The organism is Halomonas sp. KO116 (assembly GCF_000734975.2).
GTDB classification, from domain to species: Bacteria; Pseudomonadota; Gammaproteobacteria; order Pseudomonadales; family Halomonadaceae; genus Vreelandella; species Vreelandella glaciei.
In genome coordinates this window covers 2145618-2171136 of sequence record NZ_CP011052.1, presented here as the reverse complement: position 1 = coordinate 2171136, position 25519 = coordinate 2145618, and the positions used below count along the sequence as shown (strand labels likewise).

The window sequence follows — 25519 nt, the reverse complement described above, 5'->3', positions numbered from 1 at the left end:
TCAGCGCTCTCCGCGACAAGTTAAATACAAAAACACACATAAAAGAGTAGTCTATAAAAACAGCAACGCCCGGCTCAATGTCCGGGCGCAAACTAAATGTTTTAGCAAACAAACTTATTCAATTTTTTGGCCTGCGAGCATAAACCACGTTTCCAGGACCGCATCGGGATTGAGCGATACGGAGTCGATCCCTTGTTCCATCAACCACTTCGCCAAATCGGGATGATCTGACGGCCCCTGGCCACAAATGCCGACGTATTTCCCCTTCGCTTTACACGCCTGAATCGCCATCGCAAGCAGCTTTTTAACCGCCCCATTACGCTCGTCGAACAGATGTGCAACGATGCCCGAATCACGATCCAACCCCAATGTTAACTGCGTTAAATCGTTAGAGCCGATAGAGAACCCATCAAAGTACTCAAGGAACTCGTCGGCTAGCAGGGCGTTAGCTGGCAGTTCGCACATCATAATCACTTTCAGGCCTGTCGGGCCGCCCCGCTCCAAACCGTTGGCGGCCAACAGCTCTACCACCTCTCGCGCTTCGTCGGTGGTACGCACGAAGGGCACCATGATCTCCACATTCTCGAAACCCATCTCTTCACGCACCCGCTTCAGGGCACGGCATTCAAGTTCAAAGCAGGGCCGGAACGCTTCAGAAATGTAGCGCGACGCACCCCTAAAACCGAGCATCGGGTTCTCTTCACCCGGCTCATAGAGCTTACCGCCAATCAGGTTTTCGTATTCATTAGACTTAAAGTCTGACAGCCGCACGATCACACGCTGCGGGTGGAACGCGGCTGCCAGCGTCGAAATACCCTCAACCAGTTTATCGACGTAAAAACTGACGGGGTCGGCATAACCGGCCGTCCGTAAATCGATCACCTGCTGCAAATCCACCGGCAGCGTGTCGTACTCCAACAGTGCTTTAGGGTGAACGCCGATCATGCGGTTAATAATAAACTCCAGACGCGCCAAGCCTACCCCCGCATGAGGTAGGCTGGCGAAGCCAAAGGCGCGATCGGGATTGCCCACATTCATCATGATCTTGAAGGGGATTTCCGGCATAGCGTCGACACTGGAAACTTTGCAGTCAAACTCCAGCAGCCCTTCGTAGACATTGCCGGTATCGCCTTCCGCACACGAAACCGTAACGTCGATGCCCTCTTTGAGCTGAGTCGTTGCGTCGCCACACCCCACTACCGCGGGAATGCCCAATTCACGGGCAATAATGGCGGCATGGCAAGTGCGCCCGCCACGATTGGTGACGATGGCGGAAGCGCGTTTCATTATTGGCTCCCAATCCGGGTCAGTCATATCGGTGACCAGAATATCGCCATCATGGATCTTGTCCATATCGTCAGGGCTGAGCACCACTTTAACGGTACCGCGGCCAATGCGCTGGCCAATTGCTCTGCCGGTGATTAATGTGCGGCCTTTTTCGCGCAGCTGGAAACGTTCAAGCTTGCCGCCTTCCTGCTGGGAGACGACCGTTTCAGGACGCGCCTGAACGATATACAGCTCACCATCATCGCCATCTAGCGCCCACTCAATATCCATGGGGCGCTGGTAGTGCTGCTCGATCGTCATGGCCTGACGAGCCAGCTCCATCACCTGTTGATCATTAATACAGAAGCGACCACGGTCTTGATGGGGCACATTGACGGTTTCAACGGATTTACCGGCGCTGGCATCCTGGCCATAAACCATCTTTATTAACTTGGAACCCAAGTTACGGCGCAGCACTGCCGGGCGGCCCGCCGCTAGGGTCGGTTTATGCACGTAGAACTCATCGGGATTGACTGCGCCTTGCACCACGGTTTCGCCTAAGCCCCAGGAGCCAGTAACGAAAACCGCATCGCGGAAGCCAGACTCGGTATCCAAGGTAAACATAACGCCCGACGCACCTATCTCAGAGCGCACCATTTTCTGCACACCGGCCGACAAAGCAACATTTTCATGGGCGTAGCCACGGTGGACGCGGTAGGAGATAGCGCGGTCGTTAAACAGCGAGGCAAATACTTCGTGCACGGCGCGCTTAATATTGTCGAAGCCGTCAATATTGAGAAAAGTTTCCTGCTGACCCGCGAAGGAAGCATCGGGTAAATCTTCAGCGGTAGCAGAGCTGCGTACAGCCACTTTTAACTGAGGATGCTGTTGCTGGAGCTGTCCGTAAGCGTCGCGAAGGGCTGCCTCAAAGCTAGGCGGCAACGGCGTATCAATAATCCATTGGCGAATAGTGCGGCCCGCCTCGGCGAGCGCTTTAACATCGTCCACATCCAAGCGCGCAAGCGTGGCATTAATGCGCTCGTTAAGGCCTTCGTGGGAGAGAAACTCGCGGTAGGCATGAGCGGTAGTGGCAAACCCGCCAGGCACCGTTACGCCAGCACCGGACAGATTGGAAATCATTTCACCTAGTGAGGCGTTTTTACCACCCACGCGTTCGACGTCTGACATGCCCAGTTGATCGAACCACAGAATGTACTCTTCCACGTAACCCCCTCGCTCATAGACATCGACACGATCACTAATATTGCCGTTTAGACGTAGGATCATGGATTATTGATTGAGACACCCTAGCACCGCGCTACTATATTCGCCATTGGTCTAATAGCGAAGGGAATGGAGGATTTTTACAACACGAAGGGTTTTTAGGTCATTTGTGTAGTCAGTCACTTTGCCCCTCCCTAGCCAGCACGCATAGCGAGTTGCTCTAGCAAACGGCTCAGCACACAATAGCGCAGTTACTTACCAGTGGATGTCACTATGAAACGTACGGCTTTTTTTATCTCTGATGGCACCGGGATCACAGCAGAAAGCTTAGGGCGCAGCCTGCTGGCCCAGTTCAGCGATGTTGAGATCGATATGCAAACCAAGCCTTATATCGATACGCTGGAAAAAGCTCAGGCACTAGCAGCCATTATCGAAGCGACAGCCAGCCGCGACGGTCATCGTCCGATCATCATTGACACCATTGTTGACCAACAAATTCGCAACGTCATTCGGCAAGCATCCGGCTTCAAGGTCGATATTTTTTCAACCTTCCTGGAACCATTGGAACAGGAACTTAATACTCACTCTTCCTATAGCGTTGGGCGTACGCACTCAATTGGCAGCGATGACGTCTATATGGACCGTATTCACTCAGTGCACTTTGCGCTGGATAATGATGACGGAGCACGCACTCATCAATACGATAAAGCAGATATTATTCTGGTCGGCGTCTCACGCTGCGGCAAGACCCCGACCTCTCTTTATCTGGCACTTCAGTTTGGTATTCGAGCGGCCAACTATCCGCTTACGGAGGATGATTTAGACGAAGATGGCATTTTAAAGCTGCCCAAGGCGCTAGCGCCCCATCGTCAAAAACTGTTTGGGCTAACCATTGATCCGCGGCGTTTATCAGCGATCCGCAATGAGCGGCGGCCAAATAGCCGTTACAGCTCCATTGATCAGTGTCTTCAAGAAGTAGGGCAAGCGGAGTCGCTTTATCGCACCATGCACATTCCCTTTATTGATGCGACGCGCTTCTCGGTAGAAGAGATATCAACGCGGATGATTGCGGAAACGGGTTTAGCGAGGCGCTTTTCGCCCCGCTAACGATCCATTCTGCGGCTAACTTACATTCCTTTAGGGGCAAAAATTCCCGGCGCGTTTCGCCAGTAGCCTTTGTAATCCATCCCAAAACCAAACACATAACGGTCGGCGACTTCCAAGCTGCAGTAGTCGGCCTTTAAACCAGGCACCGCTTTACGGTTGTGCTGTTTATCCACCAGTACAGCCGTCGTGACACTGGCGGCCTGGGCTTCTTCGCAGTAAGCCAAAATGGCGGCTAATGTGGCGCCTTCGTCCAAGATATCGTCAACGATCACCACATGGCGCCCCGCCATCGGCACCTCAGGAGACACACGCCAAAACAGCTCACCGCCGCGCAGCTCGTTACGGTATCGAGTGGCATGTAAGTAATCCACTTCAAGCGGAAAGCCCAGTCGGGTTAGTAAATGCCCTGTGGTGATTAAGCCGCCATTCATAACGCAGTAAAAGACCGGAAGTTTGTCGCCTAAATCTCGCGTGATCGCTTCCGCCATACGATCAAGTGCCCGCTCTACCTCTTGCTGAGAAATAAGGCAGTCGGCGTTATCCATCAATTCACGCATTGAGTCCAATGACTCTAAGGCTTCTTTATCCAACTTTGACATCTAAACTCCAGGCGGGTTAAAAGCTTCAATTACATCAGTCGTGTGAATTTACACAGCATTGGGTTTCGGTTTATCAGCCAATGCTTCCAACTTAGCGTGGGTACGACGCCATCTGCCCAACGCACTTAGGGCATCGATATCAGGCCGTGCACGGCTGTAGCGCAGTTTGGCGGGACGTTTGGTTTCAATACCCCGGCAGGCTTCAATCACCTCAAGTGCCGCGGCGCGATCATTGCATACCAGCAACATATCGCAACCAGCCGCTAGTGCTGCCTGGGCTCGCTGTTTGGGCCCACCCGCCTCGTGGGCGCCCGCCATACTTAAATCATCAGAAAAGATGCAGCCTTTGAAGCCCAACGATTCACGCAGCATGCCCAACCAATGAGGGGAAAACCCGGCAGGACGCGTATCGAAAGCACTGTAAATCACATGCGCAGGCATTACACCGTCTAACGGCGCGGCCAAATGGGCAAAGGGCACCAGGTCACGTTGTTTAATCACTTCTAGCGGGCGGTCATCCACCGGCAGCGCAACGTGAGAGTCTGCCGCAACTCCGCCGTGACCGGGGAAGTGCTTCCCGACAGCGGCCATACCAGCCTCATGGAGCCCTTGAATAAAGGCGCTGCCGAGCTGCGCCACATGCTGGGGATCGCGGCTAAAACTTCGGTCTCCAATAACACTTGAGACACCGCTTTCGACATCCAGTACCGGAGCAAAGCTAAGATCCAAACCGCAGGCGGCCATTTCCATGCCCAATAGCCAGCCAGCATCTTTTGCGAGCGCAAGACCATCATCGGGGTTGGCGCTATAACACTCACCAATGCGAGCCATGGCAGGAAGACGCGTCATCCCTTCTTTAATACGCTGAACGCGGCCACCCTCTTGATCAACGGCAAGCAATAAGTCCGCACGCACACGTCGAATATCGCTGCAGAGCTGGCGTACTTGGTAGCCGTTCTCGACATTGCGGGCAAACAGAATAACGCCCCCTACCACCGGTTCTAGCAGCAAGCGCTTTTCTGCGGCCGTTAATTTCGGGCCTTCAAGGTCGAGCATGACCGGGCCTAACGGTTGAGTCATCGTGATAGGTCCATTAAAAAAGAGGCGGTGATTCTAGACGATCGTCTAGCGGTGTCAAAACAGATTAGTCAAACGACTGACGACCGCCGTGCAGCCAAACGGGGGTTCCTGGTAACGCTAACGAAAAGATATAGAGCAAATCACTATTGCGTAAACGAATACAGCCGTGGGATGCAGCAACCCCCATGGGCTGGTCAGGGGGCGTGCCATGAAGATAAATATAGCGACGCTGTGAATCGACCTGACCACCACGGTTCACGCCTTTTTCTAATCCGCATAACCACAGGATGCGGGTCAAAATCCAATCCCGCTTCGGATATGCTTCAGCTAGCGCAGGAGAGAATGCCTCCCCCGTCCAGCGACGACCCCGAAATACCGCATTATCAGGCATCCCGTTGCCGATCGCGGCTCTTATATAGTGCCAACCATGGGGTGTTTTGCCACTGCCGTTGTGCTCACCAACGCCCGCGAGGCCAGACGATATCTCACACTCATACAGCACCTTCGGCCCTCGCCAACAGCGTAGCTGCTGCTGTGTGGTATCGATTTCCAACCAGATGTCCTCTACAGGGGGAAGCTCAGCGAGCTTGGGCGTTCGCATATTTTCCTTCTTCAAGTGCTGGGGGCAACGGTGCATTCATGGCAGCCACCACTACTGGGCGCAACCGCCTAACCAAATCCCGCACGGTGACCTGCTCTTGATAATCCTTTTCAGCGATATCGCGCAGTGCATCAAGGCCTGAAAGCGTAAAAATCACCGTACCAAGCATAAAGTGTAGCCGCCAAAAGCGTTCCGCGTCAGGCAAGTCGGGCGTGGCTTGACGCACTAACTCGGTGAAGCGGGTAAACACATCACCATACTCTTGCTGAATATGACGCCTAAGATGCCCCTGCGCTTGGCTATAGGCAAGGCCCAGCAAGCGCATAAACACCTTTAAACTGTTGCGCTCGGCAGGCACAGCCAGCACGGTGGTCGCCATGGTTTCGAGTAGCGTTTCCAACGGAATAACGCGCCCTGCATGCTGGGCTTCAAGTTCATCAAGCGCAGTATGAAAACGCTGGGTGAACGGGTCCAGATAGCGTGAAAACACGGCCTGAATTAAGGCTTTTTTGGAACCAAAATGGTAATTCACCGCCGCTAAATTGACGCGCGCTTTGCTAGTGATGTTGCGCAGCGATGTTTCAGCAAAACCTCGCTCAGCAAACAGCACTTCCGCGGTGTCGAGTATTCGAGTTACCGTATCAGATTGAGCCATGCCGCTCTCCGGGGAAACGAGTGTTTAAAACATAGCAAAATACTATGCCATATCGCTGGTGGGCTCAACGCTTGATTTTCTGATGAAATATGGCTGTCTATATGAGTAGAAGCTTAGTTTAAAACGATTAGGAAAAATTCGGGGCCTTTCTAGAGAGGGGGTTGACAAGACATGTACTGGACAGAGGAACATACTGTATACTTAACCACTTACCGATTAAGTCGACATTTAATTTGTTACTGTCTATTCACTATTTTTGGAGTCTGGTATGTCGCGTCCGCTAACCGCTCGCCAACAGCACGTATTTGATTTTATTGTTAAGACCATGGGCGAATTTGGCTACCCTCCGACCCGTGCTGAAATTGCGAAAGCACTGGGGTTCCGCTCACCTAACGCCGCGGAAGAGCACCTGCGCGCACTTGAGCGTAAAGGCGCTATTCGCATTATTCGCAATACGTCACGCGGTATTCGACTACCCAATCAAGAGCCCCAGGAATTAGTAGACAGCACCGCAAGCGCGTTACCCGCTGCCAATATTGAAGCCTCGCCTGCTGGCCTGCCGGTGATTGGCGAAGTAGCCGCCGGGAGCCCTATCCTAGCGGCTGAGCATATTGACCGTTACTGCCCTTTGCCAGCCGAGTACTTCACTCCTAAAGCCGATTATCTGCTGCGTGTGCGGGGCCTTTCGATGAAGGATATTGGTATTTTAGAAGGTGATTTATTGGCAGTTCACCGTACCGAGCGGGTGCGCGATGGCCAGATTGTCGTTGCGCGCCTGGATGATGAAGTAACCGTTAAGCGCTTCAAACGTCAGGGCCACCAAGTAACGCTATTTGCGGAAAATGCAGACTTTGCGCCGATTGAAATCGATCTGCGTTCACAGTCACTCGACATCGAAGGTGTCGGCGTTGGCGTCATTCGTGGCGGTAATGGCCAAGCACTGGGCTAACCACCGTCATTACTGCATGTCGATATAGCGGTGGTCATTAAAGGTGGCCACCCAGTTAGGATGATAGACCAGCAGAATACTCAGCAGCATCCCGGTAATAAACGCCTCTGAAGGCATTAGTAGAGGTAAGAAGCGTGCATACTCCTGGGCAAGATAGATAGCGTTAGGATCTGTGCCTGCCATGATAATCAGCAGCACGGCAGCCACCCCTGCCCCTAATGTTGCCAACGCAGCCCCAAAAAACCCGCAGGCAAATAAAAACACCATCAGGTTATCCGGCAGGCGGCGATCTACCAGCCGCCACACTGTGCCAATAATGGCAGCCGGAACAATGCCCGTTACCAGTACATTTGCCCCCAGCAGCGTCCACTCATTGCGGCCGATAACTACCATTGCCACATTAATGAGCACATTGCTGATCAGCGCTAATGGCGCTTTAAACACGAGTGTCATCAATACCGTAAAGACGAGATGCAGCGTTAGCCAGTCGACCGCCTGAGCGCGTAGCTGCCACATCAGCGCCACTGCCAGCGTTGCGCCTAACCAACGGTGCTGAAGAGCAGCGTCTTCCAGTAGCACTTGCCAGGGCCGCCGCCAAAGAGCCCACACCACTACGCCTAACGAGAGTAGCGAGGTGAATATCAGCGCCCAGGGCGCCAGTACACTTTGTGCGAACGACATAGCGGCTTCTCACATTATCGAGCGTTAGCTAAACACCACGGTCTTGTTGCCATGCACTAAAACCCGATCCTCAAGATGCCAGCGTAAACCGCGTGCGAGAACGGCTTTTTCCACATCACGCCCAAAGCGGACTAAATCGGTTGGGGTATGGCAGTGGCTAACGCGATGAATATCCTGTTCGATAATCGGGCCCGCGTCGAGTTCCTCGGTAACATAGTGGCAGGTGGCGCCAATCAGCTTCACTCCGCGCTGATATGCCTGGTGGTAGGGCTTCGCCCCAGCGAAAGAGGGTAAAAAACTGTGATGAATATTAATCACCCGCCCTGCATAGCGGGCGCACAGGTCAGGCGGCAGAATTTGCATATAACGCGCCAGCACGACGCAATCAGCACGTGCACTATCGATTTCTGCTTGCACCTTGGCAAATGACACTTGCTTGTTATCGGGGTCGACTGGCACATAGTGATAAGGAATGCCGTACCATTCGGTCAATGAACGCATATCGTCATGATTGGAAATGACGCCAACAATATCGCAATCCAACTCACCCGCCTGCCAGCGATAAAGCAAATCTACCAAGCAGTGTGACTCTCTAGAGACCATCAATACCACCCGGCGGCGCTGCTGTGTATCCACCAATGACCACTGCATATCGAATTCGATTGCCACCGGCTCGAACGCTGCACGTAGCGCTTCTACCGACATCCCCACTGAATCCGCCAAGATTTCGTAACGCATAAAAAAACAGCCCGTTTCTAAATCAGAGTGCTGGCTGGCTTCAGTGATAGACCCCCCTTGCTTAGCAATAAAGCTCGATACTCGGGCCACAATACCTACCCGATCAGGGCAGGACACAACTAAACGATAATAATGGGACATGTGAGCGACTCTTGACCTATTTCTAAGGTAATTATGACAAACCAACGGCTTAGGTTGCATAGTGTATCGGAAGGCCAAGGATGATTGTTAGCCGCCCCTGCCTTCCCGTATAGTTGAGTCACTACTTTTTAGGCTTTTCATAACTGATGCACTCTTCACGCGTTCAAATTCGTCCCCGTCGTCGTCCTCCGCTGCGCATGTTGCCGCTGGGGGGATGCGGTGAGATTGGCATGAATCTAACGCTCTACGGCTACGATGATCACTGGATTGTCGTCGACTGCGGCATGATGATTCGCCAGGATTTCCCCAACTCACCGCTACAAGTGCCTAATCTTGATACACCAAAATCATTAGGGATAGTCCCGAAAGCACTATTTGTTACCCACGGCCATGAAGACCACATTGGCGCCGTCGCTTGGCTCTGGCCGATGTGGAATTGTCCTATTTATGCCACGCCATTAGCCGCAGGGCTGTTACGCCTTAAATTTGCTGAACATCAACTTAGCAGCGCTGCGATTCATGTCATCGAACCAGGTGAGGCACTTGAAAGCGGGCCGTTTACGCTGCGCTACTTGTCGTTGACGCATTCAATACCCGAAAGCTGTGCCATTATGATGATGGCTGGTGGTTATCGCGTTTTACATACTGGTGACTGGAAACTTGATCCTGAGCCGCTTATCGGTTCACCGGTAAGCGCGGCGCAGTTTAGAGCGCTGGCCCCGGTCGATTTAGTGGTCGGCGATTCCACCAATGCCCCCATGCCAGGCCACTCCGGCAGCGAAGGTGATGTGGCAAGAGCATTGGTAAAAGCCCTCGCCAACTGCCAGGGCCGTGTGGTGGTATCTTGCTTTGCCAGTAACCTTGCGCGGGTATTAGCTATCGGGCGCGCAGCGCATCAGTGTGGCCGTCGCATCAGCTTAATGGGGCGCTCAATGGAGCGAATGGTTAGCGTTGCGCGTGGGCTTGGCTATATGGATGACTTACCGCCGCTGGTACCCAATCACGATCTGGGTTATCTCCCCCCGGATGAAGTGGTCATTATCGCCACCGGCAGCCAGGGTGAGGCCCGTGCCGCGCTTCAGCGTCTTGCTCAGGGCCGCCACCCCTTTGTGGATCTTCAGACCGGCGATAATGTTATCTTCTCGGCTAAAGCCATTCCAGGCAACGAACGCCCTATTGAACAGCTAAAAAAACGTTTAGCGCAGTTAGGTGTTCGTATTTACGACGAAATCAACCATCCCGAGTTACATGCTACTGGGCACCCCGCTCACGATGAGTTAATCAAACTCTATCAATGGGTTAAGCCGAAGCACCTGATGCCTGTCCACGGCGAAGCAAGGCATCAGCAGGCGCATCAGGCAATTGCCCGTCAATTAGGGATCAGTGCGCCGTTGTCGCCAGTTAATGGCGATTTAATAAGCTTTGATAACCAAGGGCTGCGCTGCGAGGCACGCTATCCCCAGCCGCCCTGCATCGTCAGCCAAAACAGCGTGGTTCCTCACCCAGGGTTGGAAGTAAAAGACGCCGGTACGGCACGTCGTGGCAGTTTGTACCTAGCACTGCCGGTGACCGCGACTGATACGGGCTGGGTGCGCATTGGACGTTTGATGCTGGATGCGACGGGTGCCAGCCCGCTGGATGAAGATAGCTTTAGTGATTGGCTGGATGATCAGCTTGATGAGATTGCCGCCGACACACTGGCCGACCTTCGCCAAGCATTGCAGCCTCGCTTGGTACACTGGCTGGCGGAGCATATGCAGCACCTGCCCGATGTGCATCTTCAGATTATGGCCGCCGAAATGCCAGAAGCCCTTACCTTGGAAAATGCTGCCAATCGTTAGTGGTGCATCATTGCGGAGTAGCAAGACGTGGCAAACTCACTCCCAGCGTGCCGCGTCTTGTTGGTCAGAGTGGCGTTCTTTGACCCAATATTCTCCCCGAGTGGAGTGCTCTTTCTTCCAAAAAGGCGCCTGGGTTTTTAAAAAATCCATAATAAAATCGCAGGCTTCAAATGCCTCTCGGCGGTGAGCACTAGCTACAAGCACCCGCACGATGGGGTCGCCAGGGCCCAGATAACCAACGCGATGAATTATCCGCACCGCTTGTAGCGACCAACGCTGCCACGCCTGCTCGCCAATCTCCGTTAGCGTGCGCTCGGTCATACCGGGGTAATGCTCCAGTGTTAACCCCGTAACATCGGGCGTCTCGTTGAAATCACGCACCAGTCCGGTAAAGCTCACCACCGCGCCAATATCGCTGCGCCCGACTAATGCATCGCTATAGCCGTAGTCCATCGAGAATGGCGCTGCTTGAACCGCTACTTTAATATCCAACGTTAACCCCCTGTGACCGGTGGGAAAAACGCCACTTCGTCATCATCGGTCACTAGCGCATCATCGTTTGCCATTACCTGATTAATGGCACATAACGTGCGCTGATCAGTAAGCAGTTTAAACCGATCATCGCGCTCGGCCAGCGCTGCCTTTAAACCACTGATATCGCGGCTAGCAAGCTGGTCCAGCCCAACAGTCGCCTCGCTTTCTCCTACCCGCTCGCGCAGTTCAGCCAGAAATTTAACCCGCACGCAGGGGGAAGGACAGCGCTCACCCAGGCTTACTTCTCCTGAGGTGCCTTCGCCCGTCACGATAGGCGACTGCCTATTCACACGCTGATAATCCCCGCGTTGGCCGCCCTGCTTGCTGTCGAGCTGGATCGCTTCAATATGCATGCCCTTATCGACCGCTTTGCACATATCGTAGAGGGTTAAGCAGGCGACTGAAACGGCTGTAAGCGCCTCCATCTCAACACCGGTGCGACCATTTAAACGACACAGCGACGTTACATGCACACAGGACTCGGCCATGTCGATCTCGAATTCAACCGACACCTTTGATAGCGCCAATGCATGGCAGAGTGGAATCAATTCATGAGTGCGTTTTGCAGCCTGAATGCCCGCGATACGGGCGGTGGCGAGGACATCTCCTTTCGGCAATCCCCCTTCGGTGAGCAATGTCAGCGTTTCAGGCAGCATTACAATGCGCCCCGAGGCGACGGCTTCGCGGCGCGTTTCTTGTTTATCGCCGACATCCACCATGTTGGCTTCGCCCCGGGTATTGAGGTGGGTTAGATGCATGCTGGTCACCTTTCCTTTTTTGAAGCCACAGTTTGGTTTTTTGCGTTTATCCAGGTCACTATCCAGCGCGCGATTGCGTCGCTGTCATCAAGATTTAACTGCGCTACGCAAGAAGTTAAATCAATTGGCGATGGCGCGCTTAATGCAACCGCCTCGACCCATGGGTCGGTCAAAATTGCCGAGTCCCCTACGCCATCGCGATAAAGCACCAGCTTAGGGATCGGCCAAGCTTTAAAGCCTTCGACAATCACTAGGTCGGGATGGTGCGGCACCATCATGGTTATTAAGCTGGCTAAATCGGGTTCTTCCTGGTCGGGCGTTTCCTGCATCAGCGCAAATCGTTGCCGTGAAGCGACTAGAACAGGGGCCGCGCCCGCACTACGCAGTTTATAGCTATCCTTTCCAGGCTGGTCGACTTCAAACGAGTGATGAGCATGCTTAATCACGGCTACTTTCAAACCATACGCAGCTAATAGAGGCAGCAGCTTCTCTAACAGTGTCGTTTTGCCGGTACCGCTCCAGGCAGCAATCCCTAGAATGGGGAAGGATGCGGTTAGTTCGTTACTCATACAGCCTACCCCCCTACTTGCCATTCATACGATGCTTACAGCGTTAAAGTGGATGACTTTACTCGCCCTCTTGCGCCTTGGGTAATAGCCAGTTCAACGCAATACCTACCAGTGCAGCCAAGCTCACGCCTTGCAGGGTAAATTGACCGCTCCCGAACTGCATACCACCTATTCCGAATACCAGTATGAGCGAGACCACTACTAAGTTGCGAGGTGCCGTCAGCGACTGCCCTGCTCGCACTAGCGTGTTCATACCAACGACCGCAATAGAACCAAACAGCAATGTCATAATCCCCCCCATGACCGGGCCGGGTATAGTCTGCAGCAGCGCACCAAGCTTAGACACAAACGCCAGCACAATGGCAAAAATCGCAGCAACAATCATGTACTTGGGGTTAAATGCCCGAGTCAGCGTTACCGCCCCCGTGACTTCCGAGTAGGTTGTATTCGGGGGGCCGCCAAATAGCGCTGCCACACTGGTCGCCAACCCATCGCCTAACAGGGTGCGATGCAGGCCGGGTTTTTCCAAATAGTTTTTGCGGGTCACTGAGCCAATAGCAACCATGTCACCAATGTGCTCTACCGTCGGGGCGATAGCGACCGGGATCATAAATAGAATAGCGGCCCAGTGAAAACTGGGTGCGGTAAAGCTGGGCACCGAAAACCACGCCGCTTCGCGTACCGGGGTAAAATCTACTAATCCCATTAACAACGCCAAGCAATAACCCGTGACGATACCCCCCATAATCGGCACTAGGCGGAGCAGGCCGCGGCCAAAAACGGCCAGCAACAAAGTCACCAACAAGCTGGTCATTGAGAGAAAAATGGCCGGACCATAGCCGATGTTGTCACTGGTTTCACCGGTTGCCATGCTGACTGCCACAGGCGCCAGCGCCAAGCCAATGACCATGATTACCGGCCCGACCACAACGGCAGGGAGTAAGCGGTGCAGCCAAGCGGTACCTTTTAATCGCACCGCTTGTGAGATCGCGACATATACCAGCCCTGAGGCCATCAGACCGCCCATCGTGGCCGGCACACCGAAGCTTGCTACCGCCCCCTGAATAGGCGCGATAAAAGCAAACGAAGAGGCCAAAAAAACGGGCACACTTTGCTTCGTCACTGCATGAAATATCAACGTGCCAGCCCCAGCAGTAAACAGTGCGACACTCGGGTCAAGTCCGGTTAAAAGCGGTACTAATACCAAGGCACCAAAAGCCACAAACAGCATTTGTGCACCGGTTAATACTACTTTTGGCCACGACTCTGCCTGGCTGGTAGCTTCACGCATTAGAGAATTCCTAGTGATTATTAGAGAGTAGATATGCAAAAAAATGCCCCTAACGCGAAGCGTGAGGGGCTAATTTAAAAAAGGCGCTTAGCGCGTTCCGAAAATCTTATCGCCTGCGTCACCTAGTCCAGGGACGATATAGCCATTTTCATCGAGTCGCTCATCGACCGAAGCAGTGTAAATTTCGATGTCGGGATATGCTTCCTGCACCCGTTTGATGCCTTCAGGGGCAGCGACAAGCACAATCACCTTCATATGCACACAGCCACGCTCACGCAGCATGTCCAACGTAGCCACCATTGAACCACCGGTGGCCAGCATAGGGTCAATCACGATTGCCATACGCTCTTCGATATCGTTAGCGAATTTGGCGAAATACGGTACTGGCTCAAGCGTCTTTTCATCGCGGTAAAGACCAACAACACTGACTCGAGCACTGGGAATTAAGTCTGTTACACCTTCTAACATACCCAAGCCTGCGCGCAAAATCGGTACCACGGTAACTTTTTTACCCTTAAGCCGTCGTGTTGCAATCGGCTCGCCGTTCCATCCTTGGATTTCGTGATCTTCCAGCTCAAGACCTTTGGTTGCTTCATAGGTCAATAGCTTAGCGACTTCACCTGCCAGCTCACGAAAGCTCTTAGTGCTCAGATCAACTTCGCGCATCAGTCCCAGCTTATGTTGAACAAGCGGATGGTTAATGGCGTAAACACTCATGGGACTTCCTCACAGCTGGGGATTCAAAATGACAATCTGGGTATGTCACTAGACGCAAAATTGCGCACATTCTACCCGCAACCTAATAGGAGGTTAAGGGGTTTCCGGCAATTGCCAGTCGATAGGCGTGCGCCCCTGCGCTTGCAGGAATTGATTTGCTTGCGAAAAGTGCCGGGTGCCAAAAAACCCTCGATGCGCAGAGAGCGGCGACGGGTGCGGGGCTTCAAGCACCAAATGGCGACTCTGGTCAATTAATGCTTTCTTCTGGCGCGCCTGACTTCCCCATAACAAAAACACACATGGCGACGCATGCTGGCTAACGGCTTCAATGGCGCGGTCAGTGAATACCTCCCACCCCTTGCCGCGATGAGAACCAGCATTCCCTTGTTCAACCGTTAACGAGGTGTTTAATAACAGGACGCCCTGCTTGGCCCAACTATCCAAGTTGCCATGCTGCACCGGTTTAAAGCCGACATCGCTGGCCAACTCTTTGTAGATGTTAGCTAGCGAAGGCGGCACCTGTACACCGGGCCGTACGGAGAAACTCAAGCCATGAGCTTGGTTGGGGCCGTGGTAAGGATCTTGCCCCAAGATAACGACTTTCACTTCATGCAGAGGGGTTAACTCAAAGGCGCGAAACCATTGCGCTGAGTGGGGGTAAATGGTTTTTTTAGCCGCCTTCTGCTGCGCCAAAAACTCCTTTAGTGCGAGCATATAGTCAGCCTTAAACTCATCACCCAGCCACTGACTCCAATCGTCAGGAAGTGGATTGGCCATCATTACCTCTTCATTTGATCGACGAGTGGTTCAACGTAAGCAACACCCATATCCCAAGGAAACTGGATCCAGCACTGCTGCGCTACTTCCGTTAGGTATTGATCCACCAATGGACGACCGTCCGGTTTGGCATAAATGGTCACAAAGTGTGCCTTAGGCAACATTTTGCGTACTGCGCGTGCAGTTTTGCCAGTATCGACTAAATCATCGACGAGTAGCCAGCCATCACCGTCATGGTCGACACCCTTCATAATATCCAGGCCACCCTGATCCATATGGTCGTAGCTCTTAATACACACCGTATCGATCAGACGAATATTAAGCTCACGGGCGATTAGTGCGGCCGGAATTAAACCGCCACGGGTAATCGCCACAATGCCCTTAAAATCACGCTCGATCATCTGATGACAAAGCGTACGCACATCACGGTGAAGCTGATCCCAGGAGACAGTGAAGTGTTGGTGATAACGATCGCTGCTCATTGGGGGCTACTCGTCTTCGTTGAAGGAACAAACTGCGAATACGCTGTAACCCGCATCGCGAATTTTTTGTGACCCACCCAGTTCGGGAAGATCAATAATCGTAGCCGTTTCCACTACGTGACCACCGCTGCGCTGGATAAGGTTAGCCGCTGCCAGCATAGTGCCACCGGTGGCGATCAAATCATCCATCAGCAGAATACGGTCATCTTTCTGGAAAGCATCGGAGTGCAGCTCAACTTCCGAATGACCGTACTCCAGCGTATAAGTCTCGCTGATGGTTTTAAACGGTAGCTTGCCCTTCTTACGCACCGGCACAAAGCTACACCCCAACTCATAAGCGAGCGGTGCGCCAATAATGAAACCGCGCGCATCGATTGCCGCGATAGCATCCAGGTTCATTTCCTGATAGCGATGTACGAAGCTATCAATCAGCTTGCGAAAGGCCGCGCTATTTTGTAGCAAAGGAGTGATGTCGCGAAAATTCACGCCTTTCTCAGGCCAATCTGGAACCGTGCGAATAACGGACTTAATGTAGTCGCCGTAGATGCTCATCGCGTCTCTCATTGAGTAGTAAAATTAAGTAGTTAGAAAGCGGAAAAGGCCGATCAAACCAAGAAGAGATACCTTACCGCAAACAGGAGCGCCAAAATAATAACGGCCGGATTCAAGTCGCTAAAACGGCCTGATAACGTTTTGATCGCTACGTAGCTGATGAAACCGAGTGCAATTCCTTCGGCAATCGAGAACGTCAGCGGCATTGCCAAAGCAGCAATCAGTACCGGCGCAGCATCCGTTGGATCTTCCCAATTAGCATGCGCCAAGCTACCCGTCATTAATACCGCTACATACAGCAGCGCACCAGCGGTAGCGTAGGCCGGAATGGAGCCCGCCAACGGTGCGAAGAACAGGCTGATCAGGAATAGGCCGCCCACGACTACCGCCGTCAAACCAGTCCGGCCACCGGATGCGATGCCCGCTGTTGATTCAATATAGCTAGTGGTAGTGGAAGTACCCAATGCAGCACCCGCCATAGACGCGGCACTGTCAGCCATCATGGCACGGCCAAGGCGCGGCAGCTTGCCATCTTTATCCAGTAGTTTGCCCCGATGAGCAACGCCCACCAACGTGCCCGAGGTGTCAAACAAATCAACAAACAAGAAGGCAAAAATGACGCTGAGCATCGCTACATCTAGCGCGCCCATTAAATCCATCGCCATAAATGTAGGCGCAATCGAGGGAGGCATCGACATTAGACCGCCGTACTCATTATGGCCCAGCACCATGGCAATCACTGTCACGCCCAAAATACCGATCATGACCGCACCGGTGACGCGCAGGTAAGAAAGCGCGGTAATCACAAAGAAGCCTAACAGCGCATATAAGGCGGGCGGCTGAGATAGATCACCTAAAGAAACAAAGGTAGCGGGATTAGCAACCACAATACCGGCATTTTTCAGCGCAATCATCGCCAAGAAAAGACCGATACCAGCAGCGATCCCGAGTCGCAATGTCATGGGAATAGAGTTAATAATCCATTCACGAATTCTAAAAATGCTTAACAGGAAGAAAGAGAGACCAGAGAAGAAGACGGCGCCGAGTGCCGCTTCCCATGTATACCCCATACCCAATACAACACCGTAGGTGAAAAAGGCATTCAACCCCATGCCTGGTGCTTGGGCGATTGGATAATTGGCCCATAGGCCCATCACGAAACAGCCAATCGCTGCGGCTATGCACGTCGCCACAAATACCGCACCGTAGTCCATGCCCGCTTCAGACAGGATGCTCGGGTTAACAAAAATAATGTAGGCCATCGTCAGGAACGTAGTGATCCCGGCGATAACTTCTGTTTTCACATTAGTTTTGTGCTCAGTGAGCTTGAAATAACTATCCAGAAGTTTCATGAATTTTCTTATCCTTAGCGATAACGCAGCACGCGCACGCGTTCTGGTGCTGAGAAAAGCCGCACATACTACCGAAACGCTCACCGTGATGCGAGCGCTTCAGCATGGCGACCCATGTAAGCGAGAGCAGCCCCGCCGCTGTATACAAAGCAATCTTCAGGCCACAACCTAACCGATCGGTCAATTCAATGGCGGATTAAGCTAAAGAGGGTTGCTGCGCCCGTTTTTTTGAGAGAGCACGCGCTCTACCGTTTCAACGATCACCTGGGTTTGCGGATCAATTTCAATATTGACTTGATCCCCCGGCGCTCGATCCTGAAGCGTAGTGCGCGATAAGGTTTCAGGGATTAAATTGACGCTAAACTCTACGCTTCCGCTACCGCTTTGACGTACATCACCGATAGTCAAACTGATACCGTCCACCCCGATATAGCCTTTCTCGAACACAAATCGGCCAAGCCTTTCCGGCAGGGAAAACCATAATCGACGGTTATTGGGCGCTTCTTCAATAGCCACTACCTCTGCCATGGAAATGATGTGCCCCGACATAGAGTGCCCACCAATCTCATCGCCAAAACGCGCCGCACGCTCTATATTGACGCATTGCCCTGGCACAATTGCACCAAGATTAGTCAATCTCAGCGTTTCACGCATCAAATCAAAACTAACGCTATCACCATCGATGGCCGTCACCGTTAAGCAAACGCCGTTATGAGCAACAGATGCACCAATCTCAAGCCCCTCGCGCATGGCTGGCGGCATTTCCACAACATGTACGCGAAAATCATCCAGCTCACGCACCGCTACTACCTTGGCGACCCCTTGCACAATGCCCGTAAACATATGGCTCATTCTCCTAATGGGTAAAAACTAAGTATTAAAAAACTAAGTATTAAAAGCGGGGAGGTAAAAATAACCAAAATCATGGGCACAAGCTTACTACTGGCGCCCCCTATGTGTGCACTCTTATGGTGATTTCCATAAGAGCATGAAACGTGAGGCCCTCTATTCTACGTCACTCGTTTTTATAGGGTCTTGCGTAAGCGTGTTTTTCTCTCATCGAACACGCCCCTCTAAGCCTGTCGACAGCTCTAAAAACCTAAACACTCTTTTCTAATAGAATAAAAGACTATTGTAAGCTCCTAAAACATAAAATCAGACGGCTATAATTGACAAAACACCTACCTATCTCTAAGCTTTTGCCGCAAATGTAATGACGCCGATTTGTACCCAGATTGCGGGCGTCCACCAAGTTTCTAACTCGGTGAAGTGCAGCTAAAAGGGTGTGTCCAGCGTTGATGGCCGCCCATTAGGGTGGCCTTTTTTGTTTCTCATTCGCTGCAGGCCCGCCCTATACTGACCCGCCCAATGCTTGCACCCCGCACTCCGTCTTCGGCCTACCGTTAAGGCAGACGCTATGATTGAACTTAGCAACGTCAGTAAAACCTATTTCAGCAACAACAAAGGCAACGGCTCCAATGCCATCCATGCGCTTAAAGAAGCCAACCTCATCGTGCCCAAAGGCACCATTCACGGCGTCATTGGCCTGTCTGGCGCGGGGAAATCGACACTAATTCGCTGCGTTAATCTGCTAGAGCGCCCCACTAGTGGCACCGTGACAGTGGATGGCCAGGAAATGACGAGCCTGAGTAACGCAGCCCTTAACCAGGCACGTCACCGCATCGGTATGATTTTTCAGCACTTCAATCTGCTAACCACGCGCTCGGTCTTCGATAATGTTGCCCTACCGCTTGAGCTGATGGGACAAAAACGTCATACCGTTCGCGAACGTGTTATTCCACTGCTGGAAATGGTTGGCCTGGCAGATAAAGCGGATCAGTATCCCGCCCAGCTTTCAGGCGGCCAGAAACAGCGCGTCGCGATTGCTCGGGCACTGGCCAGCAAGCCGCAGGTATTACTGTGCGATGAGGCCACCTCCGCGTTAGATCCACAGACCACCAGCTCTATATTAGAACTGCTGCGTGACATTAATCATCAACTGGGGATCACCATTCTACTGATCACCCACGAGATGGAAGTGGTGAAATCGATCTGCCACCGCGTCAGCCTGATTTCAGACGGCGAATTGGTGGAGGATTCCGAAGTCGGCGACTTCTTCACCGCCCCTCGCACCCAGCTTGGCCGTGAGTTTCTCAATGACTTTCTTCAGCTAACGCCGCCTAAAGAGCTGATAGAAAGACTCGTTGATACCCCTGGCGATAATACACATCCGGTGGTACGCCTAACGTTTTCTGGCGACGCGGTTTCCACACCGCTGATTTCACGCCTGGCTCGCGAGTGCGGGGTCGATGTCAGCATTTTGCAAGCCAAGGTAGAGTCGATCCAGGAACGCACACTGGGCCTGATGATCGCTGAGCTGCTGGGCACGCCGACGCAAACTCAGCAAGCCATGACCTATCTTGAATCTCATCAACTACAGGTAGAGGTACTCGGCCATGTCCAGCGCAATGATTGATCTTATTTTACAGGCCACGCTGGATACCCTTTATATGGTGGCCGTCTCAGGGCTTATTTCTACCCTAGTGGGCCTACCGCTTGGCGTGATGCTGTATGTCACTCGCCCACGCCAAATATTGGCGAAGCCGGTGCTCAATCAATTGCTGAGCATTATTACCAACATTGGCCGCTCTATTCCGTTCATTATTTTGATGGTGGCCATCATCCCTTTTACGCGCATGTTGGTAGGTACCTCAATTGGTATTAACGCCGCGTCAGTGCCGCTTACTATTGCTGCCATTCCGTTTGTTGCTCGGCTGGTAGAAGCAGCGCTGAATGAGATTTCGCCAGGATTAATTGAAGCCGCCCAAGCCATGGGGGCAACGCCGTGGCAGATCATTTGCAAAGTACTGATCCCAGAAGCCCGTGGCGGAATCATGACTGGCTTAACGATTACCGCCGTCACGCTGGTCAGTTACTCCGCCATGGCGGGTGCCGTCGGCGGCGGCGGCCTAGGCGACTTGGGCATTCGCTACGGCTACAACCGCTTCAACCCCACCATCATGCTGATTACGGTAGTGATTCTGGTTGTTATGGTGCAAGGCTTCCAAAGCCTGGGTGACTACTTGGTGCGCAAGAGTGATCGTAAATAAAAGCGCCCAACGGAATAATCCAATATAACCAAAACGCATTAGACAACTGCTTCTTATTACCGCATCATTGAACCATTACGTACAACGTTACTGGAGAGACCTCATGCAAAAACTCATTATTGGTAGTCTTACCGCCTTAGCCCTTGCGGTTAACGTCGCTAACGCTGAAACGCGCAGCATCAAGATGGGTACCGTTGCCGGCCCTGAAACGGAAGTAATGGAAGTGGCAGCGCGCATTGCCAAAGAAGAGTATGATCTGGATGTCGAAATCATTGAGTTCACTGATTACGTCACGCCCAATGCTGCTCTGGCCGACGGCAGCCTGGATGCCAACGCCTACCAGCACGAGCCCTACTTGCAGTCGATGGTAGAAGATCGCGGCTATGACCTGGCAATTGCGGGTTATACCTTCGTTTACCCAATCGGCGCTTACTCAGAAAAATACGACAGCATCGACGATCTACCTGACGGTGCGCAAATCGCGCTGCCCAACGATCCTTCTAATGAGGGCCGCGCGTTGATCCTGATGCACAACGAAGGGCTGATCACCCTTAACGACCCAGAGTTTCTGGAATCAACACCTATTGATATCGCTGAAAACCCCCGTGACTTCCGTTTCCGCGAAATTGAGGCGGCCCAGCTTCCTCGCGTACTGCCTGATGTCGATATGGCGTTCATCAATAATACCTTCGCGCAGCCTGCTGGCCTGAGCCTGGATGACGCCTTGATTAAAGAAGGCCCTGAATCTCCGTATGTTAACTTGATCGCCGTACGTGGCGGTGACGAAGAGCGCGAAGAGATTCGCCAACTGGTCGACGCCTATCAGCGTGATGAAGTGATTGAAAAAGCGGAAGAGCTATTTAAAGGTGCTGCGGTACCTGGCTGGACCGAGTAAAACCGCGAATTAGTAATCAATAGATGACATCAGGCCGGCACGCATAGGTATCTCCTATGCAAAAAGTGCCGGCCTGTTGCGTTAGTAGCAAGAGAGGCTTCATGCAAAACAGCGTTGACTACCCACTTCTTAATCGCCAGCTCGAAGCGCTGCTTGATACGCGCGACTGGCTCACCAACAGCGCCCAAACGTGTGCTTTTATTCAGCAGCAGCTTAGCGACCTTAACTGGGTCGGCTTTTATCTCCAGCGCCAGCCTGACGTCTTGGGCCTGGGCCCGTTCCAAGGGCAGCCTGCCTGCCACCCGATCCCATTCAGCAAAGGCGTATGCGGTGCCGCTGCACGCCAGCAAATCACTCAGCGAGTCGACGATGTGCATGCGGTGGCTGACCATATTGCCTGCGACGCCAACTCACGCTCCGAGTTGGTAGTGCCCATTGTAGTCAACGGCACCCTTTGGGGGGTTCTTGACCTGGATAGCCCTCGCCATGCGCGCTTTACCTCACAAGACCAAGCAGGCATTGAAGCGCTAGTCGCCACCTTTATACGTCAGACAGAGCTGCCCGACTTAATTGAACGCTAACAACGCCCATACAAAAGCACCCCGAGCAATAAATGCCGGGGTGCTTTTGATAATAGCTGGTAGGACCAGGCGGATTTGAACCGCCGACCTCCACGATGTCAACGTGGCGCTCTAACCAACTGAGCTATGGTCCTAGAAATTGGGGCTGGCTAGCGAATGGTAGGACCAGGCGGATTTGAACCGCCGACCTCCACGATGTCAACGTGGCGCTCTAACCAACTGAGCTATGGTCCTATTGCGCGCTGAAACAGATGGCGCTAGCTAAGCAACGGATGCGTATTTTACGCTTTCATCACTGAATTGCAAGCTATTTTACACCACGAGCGAATGCACCCTGAGCCGCTCAACGGGATATAGATCGTCATTTATAGCGCATTTCTATCTTTATAATCCTTATACCGCTAGGCTGGGTATTTTAATATTCTTGATATTCATTAAGGGTGATAGACCATGCTGGGTATTTTGCTAGGAAGCATAGCCATCGTGTTATTAATAGCGACACTGATGGCGCGCATAGAATTACATTGGTGGTGGGTTCGCAGTTTTGAGTTTCCACGCCTACAGATTATTAGCCTAGCGTTAGTCACCTTCATTGCAACGGCAATACTGGTCGAGGCTGGCCCATGGCAATGGGTAGCACTACTTGCGTCAGGCATCACTTTTCTGATCCAAGGCTACTACATTATGCCTTTTACTCGCCTATGGCCTATACAGGTTAAAACAGCAAAAAGTAACGACGAAGATAAAACCATTACCCTGCTGATTGCTAACGTGCTGACGCCTAATCGGCAAGTTCAACCGTTAATCGATATGATCAAACAGCACCAGCCTGACATCGTATTAACGCTAGAGTCTGACCAATGGTGGCAAGACCAATTGGATCCCGCGTTAGCTGAGCAATGGCCCAATAGCGTTAAAATCCCGCTAGACAATCTTTATGGCATGCACCTCTATTCTCATCTTGAGCTTACCGACACCTCCGTTGAATGGCTGATTCAAGATGACATCCCGTCTATTCATACCAGAGTAACGCTGGCTAACGGTGACTCTATTCGCCTATTTGCCCTGCACCCTCGCCCGCCAGCACCTAGCGAGAGTGAAAAATCCCTTTGGCGCGATGCAGAGCTGTTGTTGGTAGGCAAACGTATTCATGAAGACCCCCAACCGACACTAGTCGCTGGCGACCTTAACGACGTGGCATGGTCACGCACAACACGCCTGTTTTGCCGTGTTGGCGGCATGCTTGACCCACGCCGAGGACGCGGGTTGTTCAGCACCTTCCACGCCAAATACCCGATATTGCGCTGGCCACTGGACCATATTTTTGTGACCGAACACTTCACACTGCTGGGTATGCAGCGGCTGAAGTACTTTGGTTCTGATCATTTTCCTATGTTGGCAACGTTTTGCTATCGCCCTTCGCGCAAAAATGAAGCAGAAACCCCAGAGGCCAGTACGGAAGAGCGAAGTGAGGCCAGCGAAACAATCCAAGAAGGTAAAATTGAAAAACAAGAGACCTGATCGCTGGCTACCTGCATTGCTTACTCAGGGACGCCTCCCTGGGTAAGCACGGCCGGGTCTAGCAGCCGCTCTAACGTTTCGCGATCCAGGTCGGTCCTCTCCTCAGCAACATCAATAATCGCCCGCCCGGCTTGATAAGCCTCTTTAGCAATCGCCGCGGCAGCGTTATAACCAATCACGCCGTTTAATGCCGTTACCAAAATAGGGTTCTTTGCTAGCGGCCCTTTTAAATTCTCTTCACGCACTTTAAAGGTCGCAATTGCTCTATCCGCTAGCAGCCGGGCGGTGTTACTCATCAGGCTAATGGAGGTAAGTAGATTGGAAGCGACCAGCGGCAACATCACGTTCAATTGAAAATTGCCGCTTTGCCCGGCAACCGTAATGGCCGTATCCAGGCCAATCACTTGCGCGGCAGCCTGAGCGGCTGATTCTGGAATCACCGGGTTAACTTTTCCTGGCATAATGGAGCTACCGGGCTGCAGTGCCTCAAGTTCAATTTCCCCCAGCCCTGCCAGTGGGCCAGAGTTCATCCAGCGCAAATCATTGGCAATTTTCATGATGACGCAGGCGAGCCCTTTCAGTTGCCCCGACAGCTCTACTGCCGCATCTTGTGACGAGAGGCTGGCAAAAAAGCTGTCATTGGGCGTGAACATTAACCCGGTCTGTTCACTAAGCTCTTGAGCAACCTGCTCAGCAAAACCGGCTGGCGCGTTAACACCGGTACCTACAGCGGTCCCGCCTTGCGCTAATCTGCAGAGCCTCTTCATTGCGCTGTCAAAACGCTCTATGGCCTGATTAATCTGGCTCGACCAAGCGCCCAGCTCTTGATCCATGCGCAGCGGCATAGCGTCCATAAGATGCGTACGGCCGGTTTTTACCACATGGCTTAGTTCGCTTGCGCGCTGATCAATAGTATCGCGCAGATGAACAAGGGCTGGGCGCAGCGATTCGTGAACAGCAATGGCCGCGGAAAGATGGATAGCCGTTGGGATCACATCATTACTCGATTGCCCCATATTAACGTGATCGTTCGGGGTTACCTCAACGCCCTCCCTGCTTGCTAAGGTCGCCAACACCTCGTTGACGTTCATATTGGTGGAAGTGCCTGAACCGGTTTGAAAAACATCGATGGGGAAATGCTGGTCATGCTTGCCGGTTAATACGTCACGAGCCGCTTTTTGGATAGCTTCACCACGTGCGCTATCTAACCCTCCCAGGGTTTGGTTTGCACGTGCTGCGGCTAGTTTGATGCGGGTGACCGCATGAATAAAAGCGGTCGGCATAGGCGTATGGGAAACAGGAAAGTTATTGATTGCCCGCTGAGTCTGCGCGCCGTAGAGGGCATCGAAAGGCACTTCCAGTTCGCCCATGCTGTCGCGTTCCGTCCGTGTGGCCATTGCTCTTACTCCCATCAGTGAAATTAATAATGCTGCTTATCTGAGCGCATACTCTCTCTTTCGTTCGCCAGCATAAAACTGCATCAACTCCCTTTAAGCTA

The 25519-nt window shown here is 52.5% G+C and carries 26 protein-coding genes and 2 tRNA genes; 8 read left to right on the top strand and 20 right to left on the bottom strand.

All coding sequences use genetic code 11. The features are described from left to right. Positions 1–114: 114 nt before the first annotated feature. Positions 115–2490, bottom strand: a complete 2376-nt coding sequence (gene ppsA, locus KO116_RS10080) for a phosphoenolpyruvate synthase (RefSeq protein ID WP_035557634.1) — start codon at positions 2488–2490, stop codon at positions 115–117. Positions 2491–2763: 273 nt separating this feature from the next. On the opposite strand from ppsA, the gene ppsR reads away from it, so the two are divergent. Then, on the top strand, positions 2764–3597 hold the full coding sequence (gene ppsR, locus KO116_RS10075) for a posphoenolpyruvate synthetase regulatory kinase/phosphorylase PpsR (protein ID WP_035557511.1): 834 nt from the start codon (positions 2764–2766) through the stop codon (positions 3595–3597). 20 nt (positions 3598–3617) lie between these two features. Here ppsR and KO116_RS10070 read toward each other — a convergent pair whose 3' ends face one another. The 4 genes from KO116_RS10070 to KO116_RS10055 form a co-directional block, all read right to left on the bottom strand. Next, positions 3618–4196 (bottom strand): hypoxanthine-guanine phosphoribosyltransferase, encoded by a 579-nt coding sequence (locus KO116_RS10070; RefSeq protein WP_007114399.1) that lies wholly within the window; start codon positions 4194–4196, stop codon positions 3618–3620. Between the two features lie 48 nt (positions 4197–4244). Beyond that, entirely contained in the window at positions 4245–5276 is a 1032-nt protein-coding gene (gene nagZ / locus KO116_RS10065; RefSeq protein ID WP_035557508.1) for a beta-N-acetylhexosaminidase, read from the bottom strand. Between the two features lie 64 nt (positions 5277–5340). Next, on the bottom strand, positions 5341–5877 hold the full coding sequence (locus KO116_RS10060; RefSeq protein WP_035557504.1) for a L,D-transpeptidase: 537 nt from the start codon (positions 5875–5877) through the stop codon (positions 5341–5343). Further along, the gene (locus KO116_RS10055; protein ID WP_035557501.1) at positions 5855–6532 is read right to left on the bottom strand and encodes a TetR/AcrR family transcriptional regulator; all 678 of its coding nucleotides are present in this window, start codon (positions 6530–6532) and stop codon (positions 5855–5857) included. Before KO116_RS10055 ends, KO116_RS10060 begins: the two co-directional genes overlap by 23 nt. Positions 6533–6800: 268 nt before the next feature. On the opposite strand from KO116_RS10055, the gene lexA reads away from it, so the two are divergent. Continuing rightward, positions 6801–7481 (top strand): transcriptional repressor LexA, encoded by a 681-nt coding sequence (gene lexA / locus KO116_RS10050; RefSeq protein ID WP_035557499.1) that lies wholly within the window; start codon positions 6801–6803, stop codon positions 7479–7481. 9 nt (positions 7482–7490) lie between these two features. Here lexA and KO116_RS10045 read toward each other — a convergent pair whose 3' ends face one another. Both KO116_RS10045 and purU read right to left on the bottom strand, forming a co-directional pair. Further along, positions 7491–8162, bottom strand: a complete 672-nt coding sequence (locus KO116_RS10045) for an energy-coupling factor ABC transporter permease (protein ID WP_035557496.1) — start codon at positions 8160–8162, stop codon at positions 7491–7493. Positions 8163–8186: 24 nt separating this feature from the next. Continuing rightward, the gene (gene purU, locus KO116_RS10040; RefSeq protein ID WP_008956237.1) at positions 8187–9041 is read right to left on the bottom strand and encodes a formyltetrahydrofolate deformylase; all 855 of its coding nucleotides are present in this window, start codon (positions 9039–9041) and stop codon (positions 8187–8189) included. Positions 9042–9271: 230 nt separating this feature from the next. Between purU and KO116_RS10035 the strand changes: the two genes are divergently transcribed. Beyond that, positions 9272–10882 (top strand): ribonuclease J, encoded by a 1611-nt coding sequence (locus tag KO116_RS10035; protein ID WP_035557492.1) that lies wholly within the window; start codon positions 9272–9274, stop codon positions 10880–10882. Positions 10883–10918: 36 nt separating this feature from the next. Here the strand turns inward: KO116_RS10035 and moaE are convergent, their stop codons facing one another. From moaE to KO116_RS09985, 10 genes are all read right to left on the bottom strand, one after another. Further along, positions 10919–11335, bottom strand: a complete 417-nt coding sequence (moaE, locus tag KO116_RS10030) for a molybdopterin synthase catalytic subunit MoaE (protein WP_232774576.1) — start codon at positions 11333–11335, stop codon at positions 10919–10921. 41 nt (positions 11336–11376) lie between these two features. Next, complete coding sequence (gene moaC / locus KO116_RS10025; protein ID WP_035557486.1) at positions 11377–12174, bottom strand: cyclic pyranopterin monophosphate synthase MoaC; 798 nt, start codon at positions 12172–12174, stop codon at positions 11377–11379. A gap of 5 nt (positions 12175–12179) precedes the next feature. After that, complete coding sequence (gene mobB / locus KO116_RS10020) at positions 12180–12743, bottom strand: molybdopterin-guanine dinucleotide biosynthesis protein B (RefSeq protein WP_035557484.1); 564 nt, start codon at positions 12741–12743, stop codon at positions 12180–12182. A gap of 58 nt (positions 12744–12801) precedes the next feature. Beyond that, a complete protein-coding gene (locus tag KO116_RS10015) occupies positions 12802–14034 on the bottom strand; it encodes a uracil-xanthine permease family protein (protein ID WP_035557480.1) in 1233 nt (410 codons plus the stop codon). Between the two features lie 87 nt (positions 14035–14121). Continuing rightward, a complete protein-coding gene (gene upp, locus KO116_RS10010; protein WP_035557479.1) occupies positions 14122–14751 on the bottom strand; it encodes a uracil phosphoribosyltransferase in 630 nt (209 codons plus the stop codon). Positions 14752–14844: 93 nt separating this feature from the next. Further along, positions 14845–15528, bottom strand: coding sequence for a uracil-DNA glycosylase (gene ung / locus KO116_RS10005; protein WP_200897148.1), 684 nt, complete (start codon positions 15526–15528; stop codon positions 14845–14847). A 2-nt stretch (positions 15529–15530) separates the two neighbouring features. Beyond that, the gene (gpt, locus tag KO116_RS10000) at positions 15531–16010 is read right to left on the bottom strand and encodes a xanthine phosphoribosyltransferase (protein WP_008956229.1); all 480 of its coding nucleotides are present in this window, start codon (positions 16008–16010) and stop codon (positions 15531–15533) included. A 6-nt stretch (positions 16011–16016) separates the two neighbouring features. Beyond that, positions 16017–16562 (bottom strand): adenine phosphoribosyltransferase, encoded by a 546-nt coding sequence (locus tag KO116_RS09995; protein ID WP_035557476.1) that lies wholly within the window; start codon positions 16560–16562, stop codon positions 16017–16019. Positions 16563–16615: 53 nt separating this feature from the next. Continuing rightward, positions 16616–17914 (bottom strand): NCS2 family permease, encoded by a 1299-nt coding sequence (locus tag KO116_RS09990; protein ID WP_035557474.1) that lies wholly within the window; start codon positions 17912–17914, stop codon positions 16616–16618. Between the two features lie 201 nt (positions 17915–18115). Continuing rightward, the gene (locus tag KO116_RS09985; protein WP_035557472.1) at positions 18116–18757 is read right to left on the bottom strand and encodes a riboflavin synthase; all 642 of its coding nucleotides are present in this window, start codon (positions 18755–18757) and stop codon (positions 18116–18118) included. Between the two features lie 574 nt (positions 18758–19331). Here KO116_RS09985 and KO116_RS09980 point away from each other — a divergent pair. The 4 genes from KO116_RS09980 to KO116_RS09965 all read left to right on the top strand — a co-directional run bounded on the left by KO116_RS09980 (position 19332) and on the right by KO116_RS09965 (position 22500). After that, positions 19332–20390: a methionine ABC transporter ATP-binding protein gene (locus KO116_RS09980; protein ID WP_035557469.1), complete on the top strand. Its 1059-nt coding sequence runs from the start codon at positions 19332–19334 to the stop codon at positions 20388–20390. After that, positions 20371–21024, top strand: a complete 654-nt coding sequence (locus KO116_RS09975) for a methionine ABC transporter permease (RefSeq protein WP_008956224.1) — start codon at positions 20371–20373, stop codon at positions 21022–21024. Before KO116_RS09980 ends, KO116_RS09975 begins: the two co-directional genes overlap by 20 nt. Before the next feature lie 103 nt (positions 21025–21127). Next, a complete protein-coding gene (locus KO116_RS09970; RefSeq protein ID WP_008956223.1) occupies positions 21128–21919 on the top strand; it encodes a MetQ/NlpA family ABC transporter substrate-binding protein in 792 nt (263 codons plus the stop codon). A 101-nt stretch (positions 21920–22020) separates the two neighbouring features. Continuing rightward, a complete protein-coding gene (locus KO116_RS09965) occupies positions 22021–22500 on the top strand; it encodes a GAF domain-containing protein (protein ID WP_035557466.1) in 480 nt (159 codons plus the stop codon). Positions 22501–22557: 57 nt separating this feature from the next. Here KO116_RS09965 and KO116_RS09960 read toward each other — a convergent pair. Further along, a tRNA-Val gene (locus KO116_RS09960) sits at positions 22558–22634 on the bottom strand. Positions 22635–22657: 23 nt separating this feature from the next. After that, a tRNA-Val gene (locus KO116_RS09955) sits at positions 22658–22734 on the bottom strand. Between the two features lie 216 nt (positions 22735–22950). Between KO116_RS09955 and KO116_RS09950 the strand changes: the two genes are divergently transcribed. After that, on the top strand, positions 22951–24021 hold the full coding sequence (locus KO116_RS09950) for an endonuclease/exonuclease/phosphatase family protein (RefSeq protein WP_035557462.1): 1071 nt from the start codon (positions 22951–22953) through the stop codon (positions 24019–24021). Positions 24022–24041: 20 nt separating this feature from the next. Here the strand turns inward: KO116_RS09950 and KO116_RS09945 are convergent, their stop codons facing one another. After that, a complete protein-coding gene (locus KO116_RS09945) occupies positions 24042–25418 on the bottom strand; it encodes a class II fumarate hydratase (RefSeq protein ID WP_035557459.1) in 1377 nt (458 codons plus the stop codon). Positions 25419–25519 lie beyond the last annotated feature (101 nt).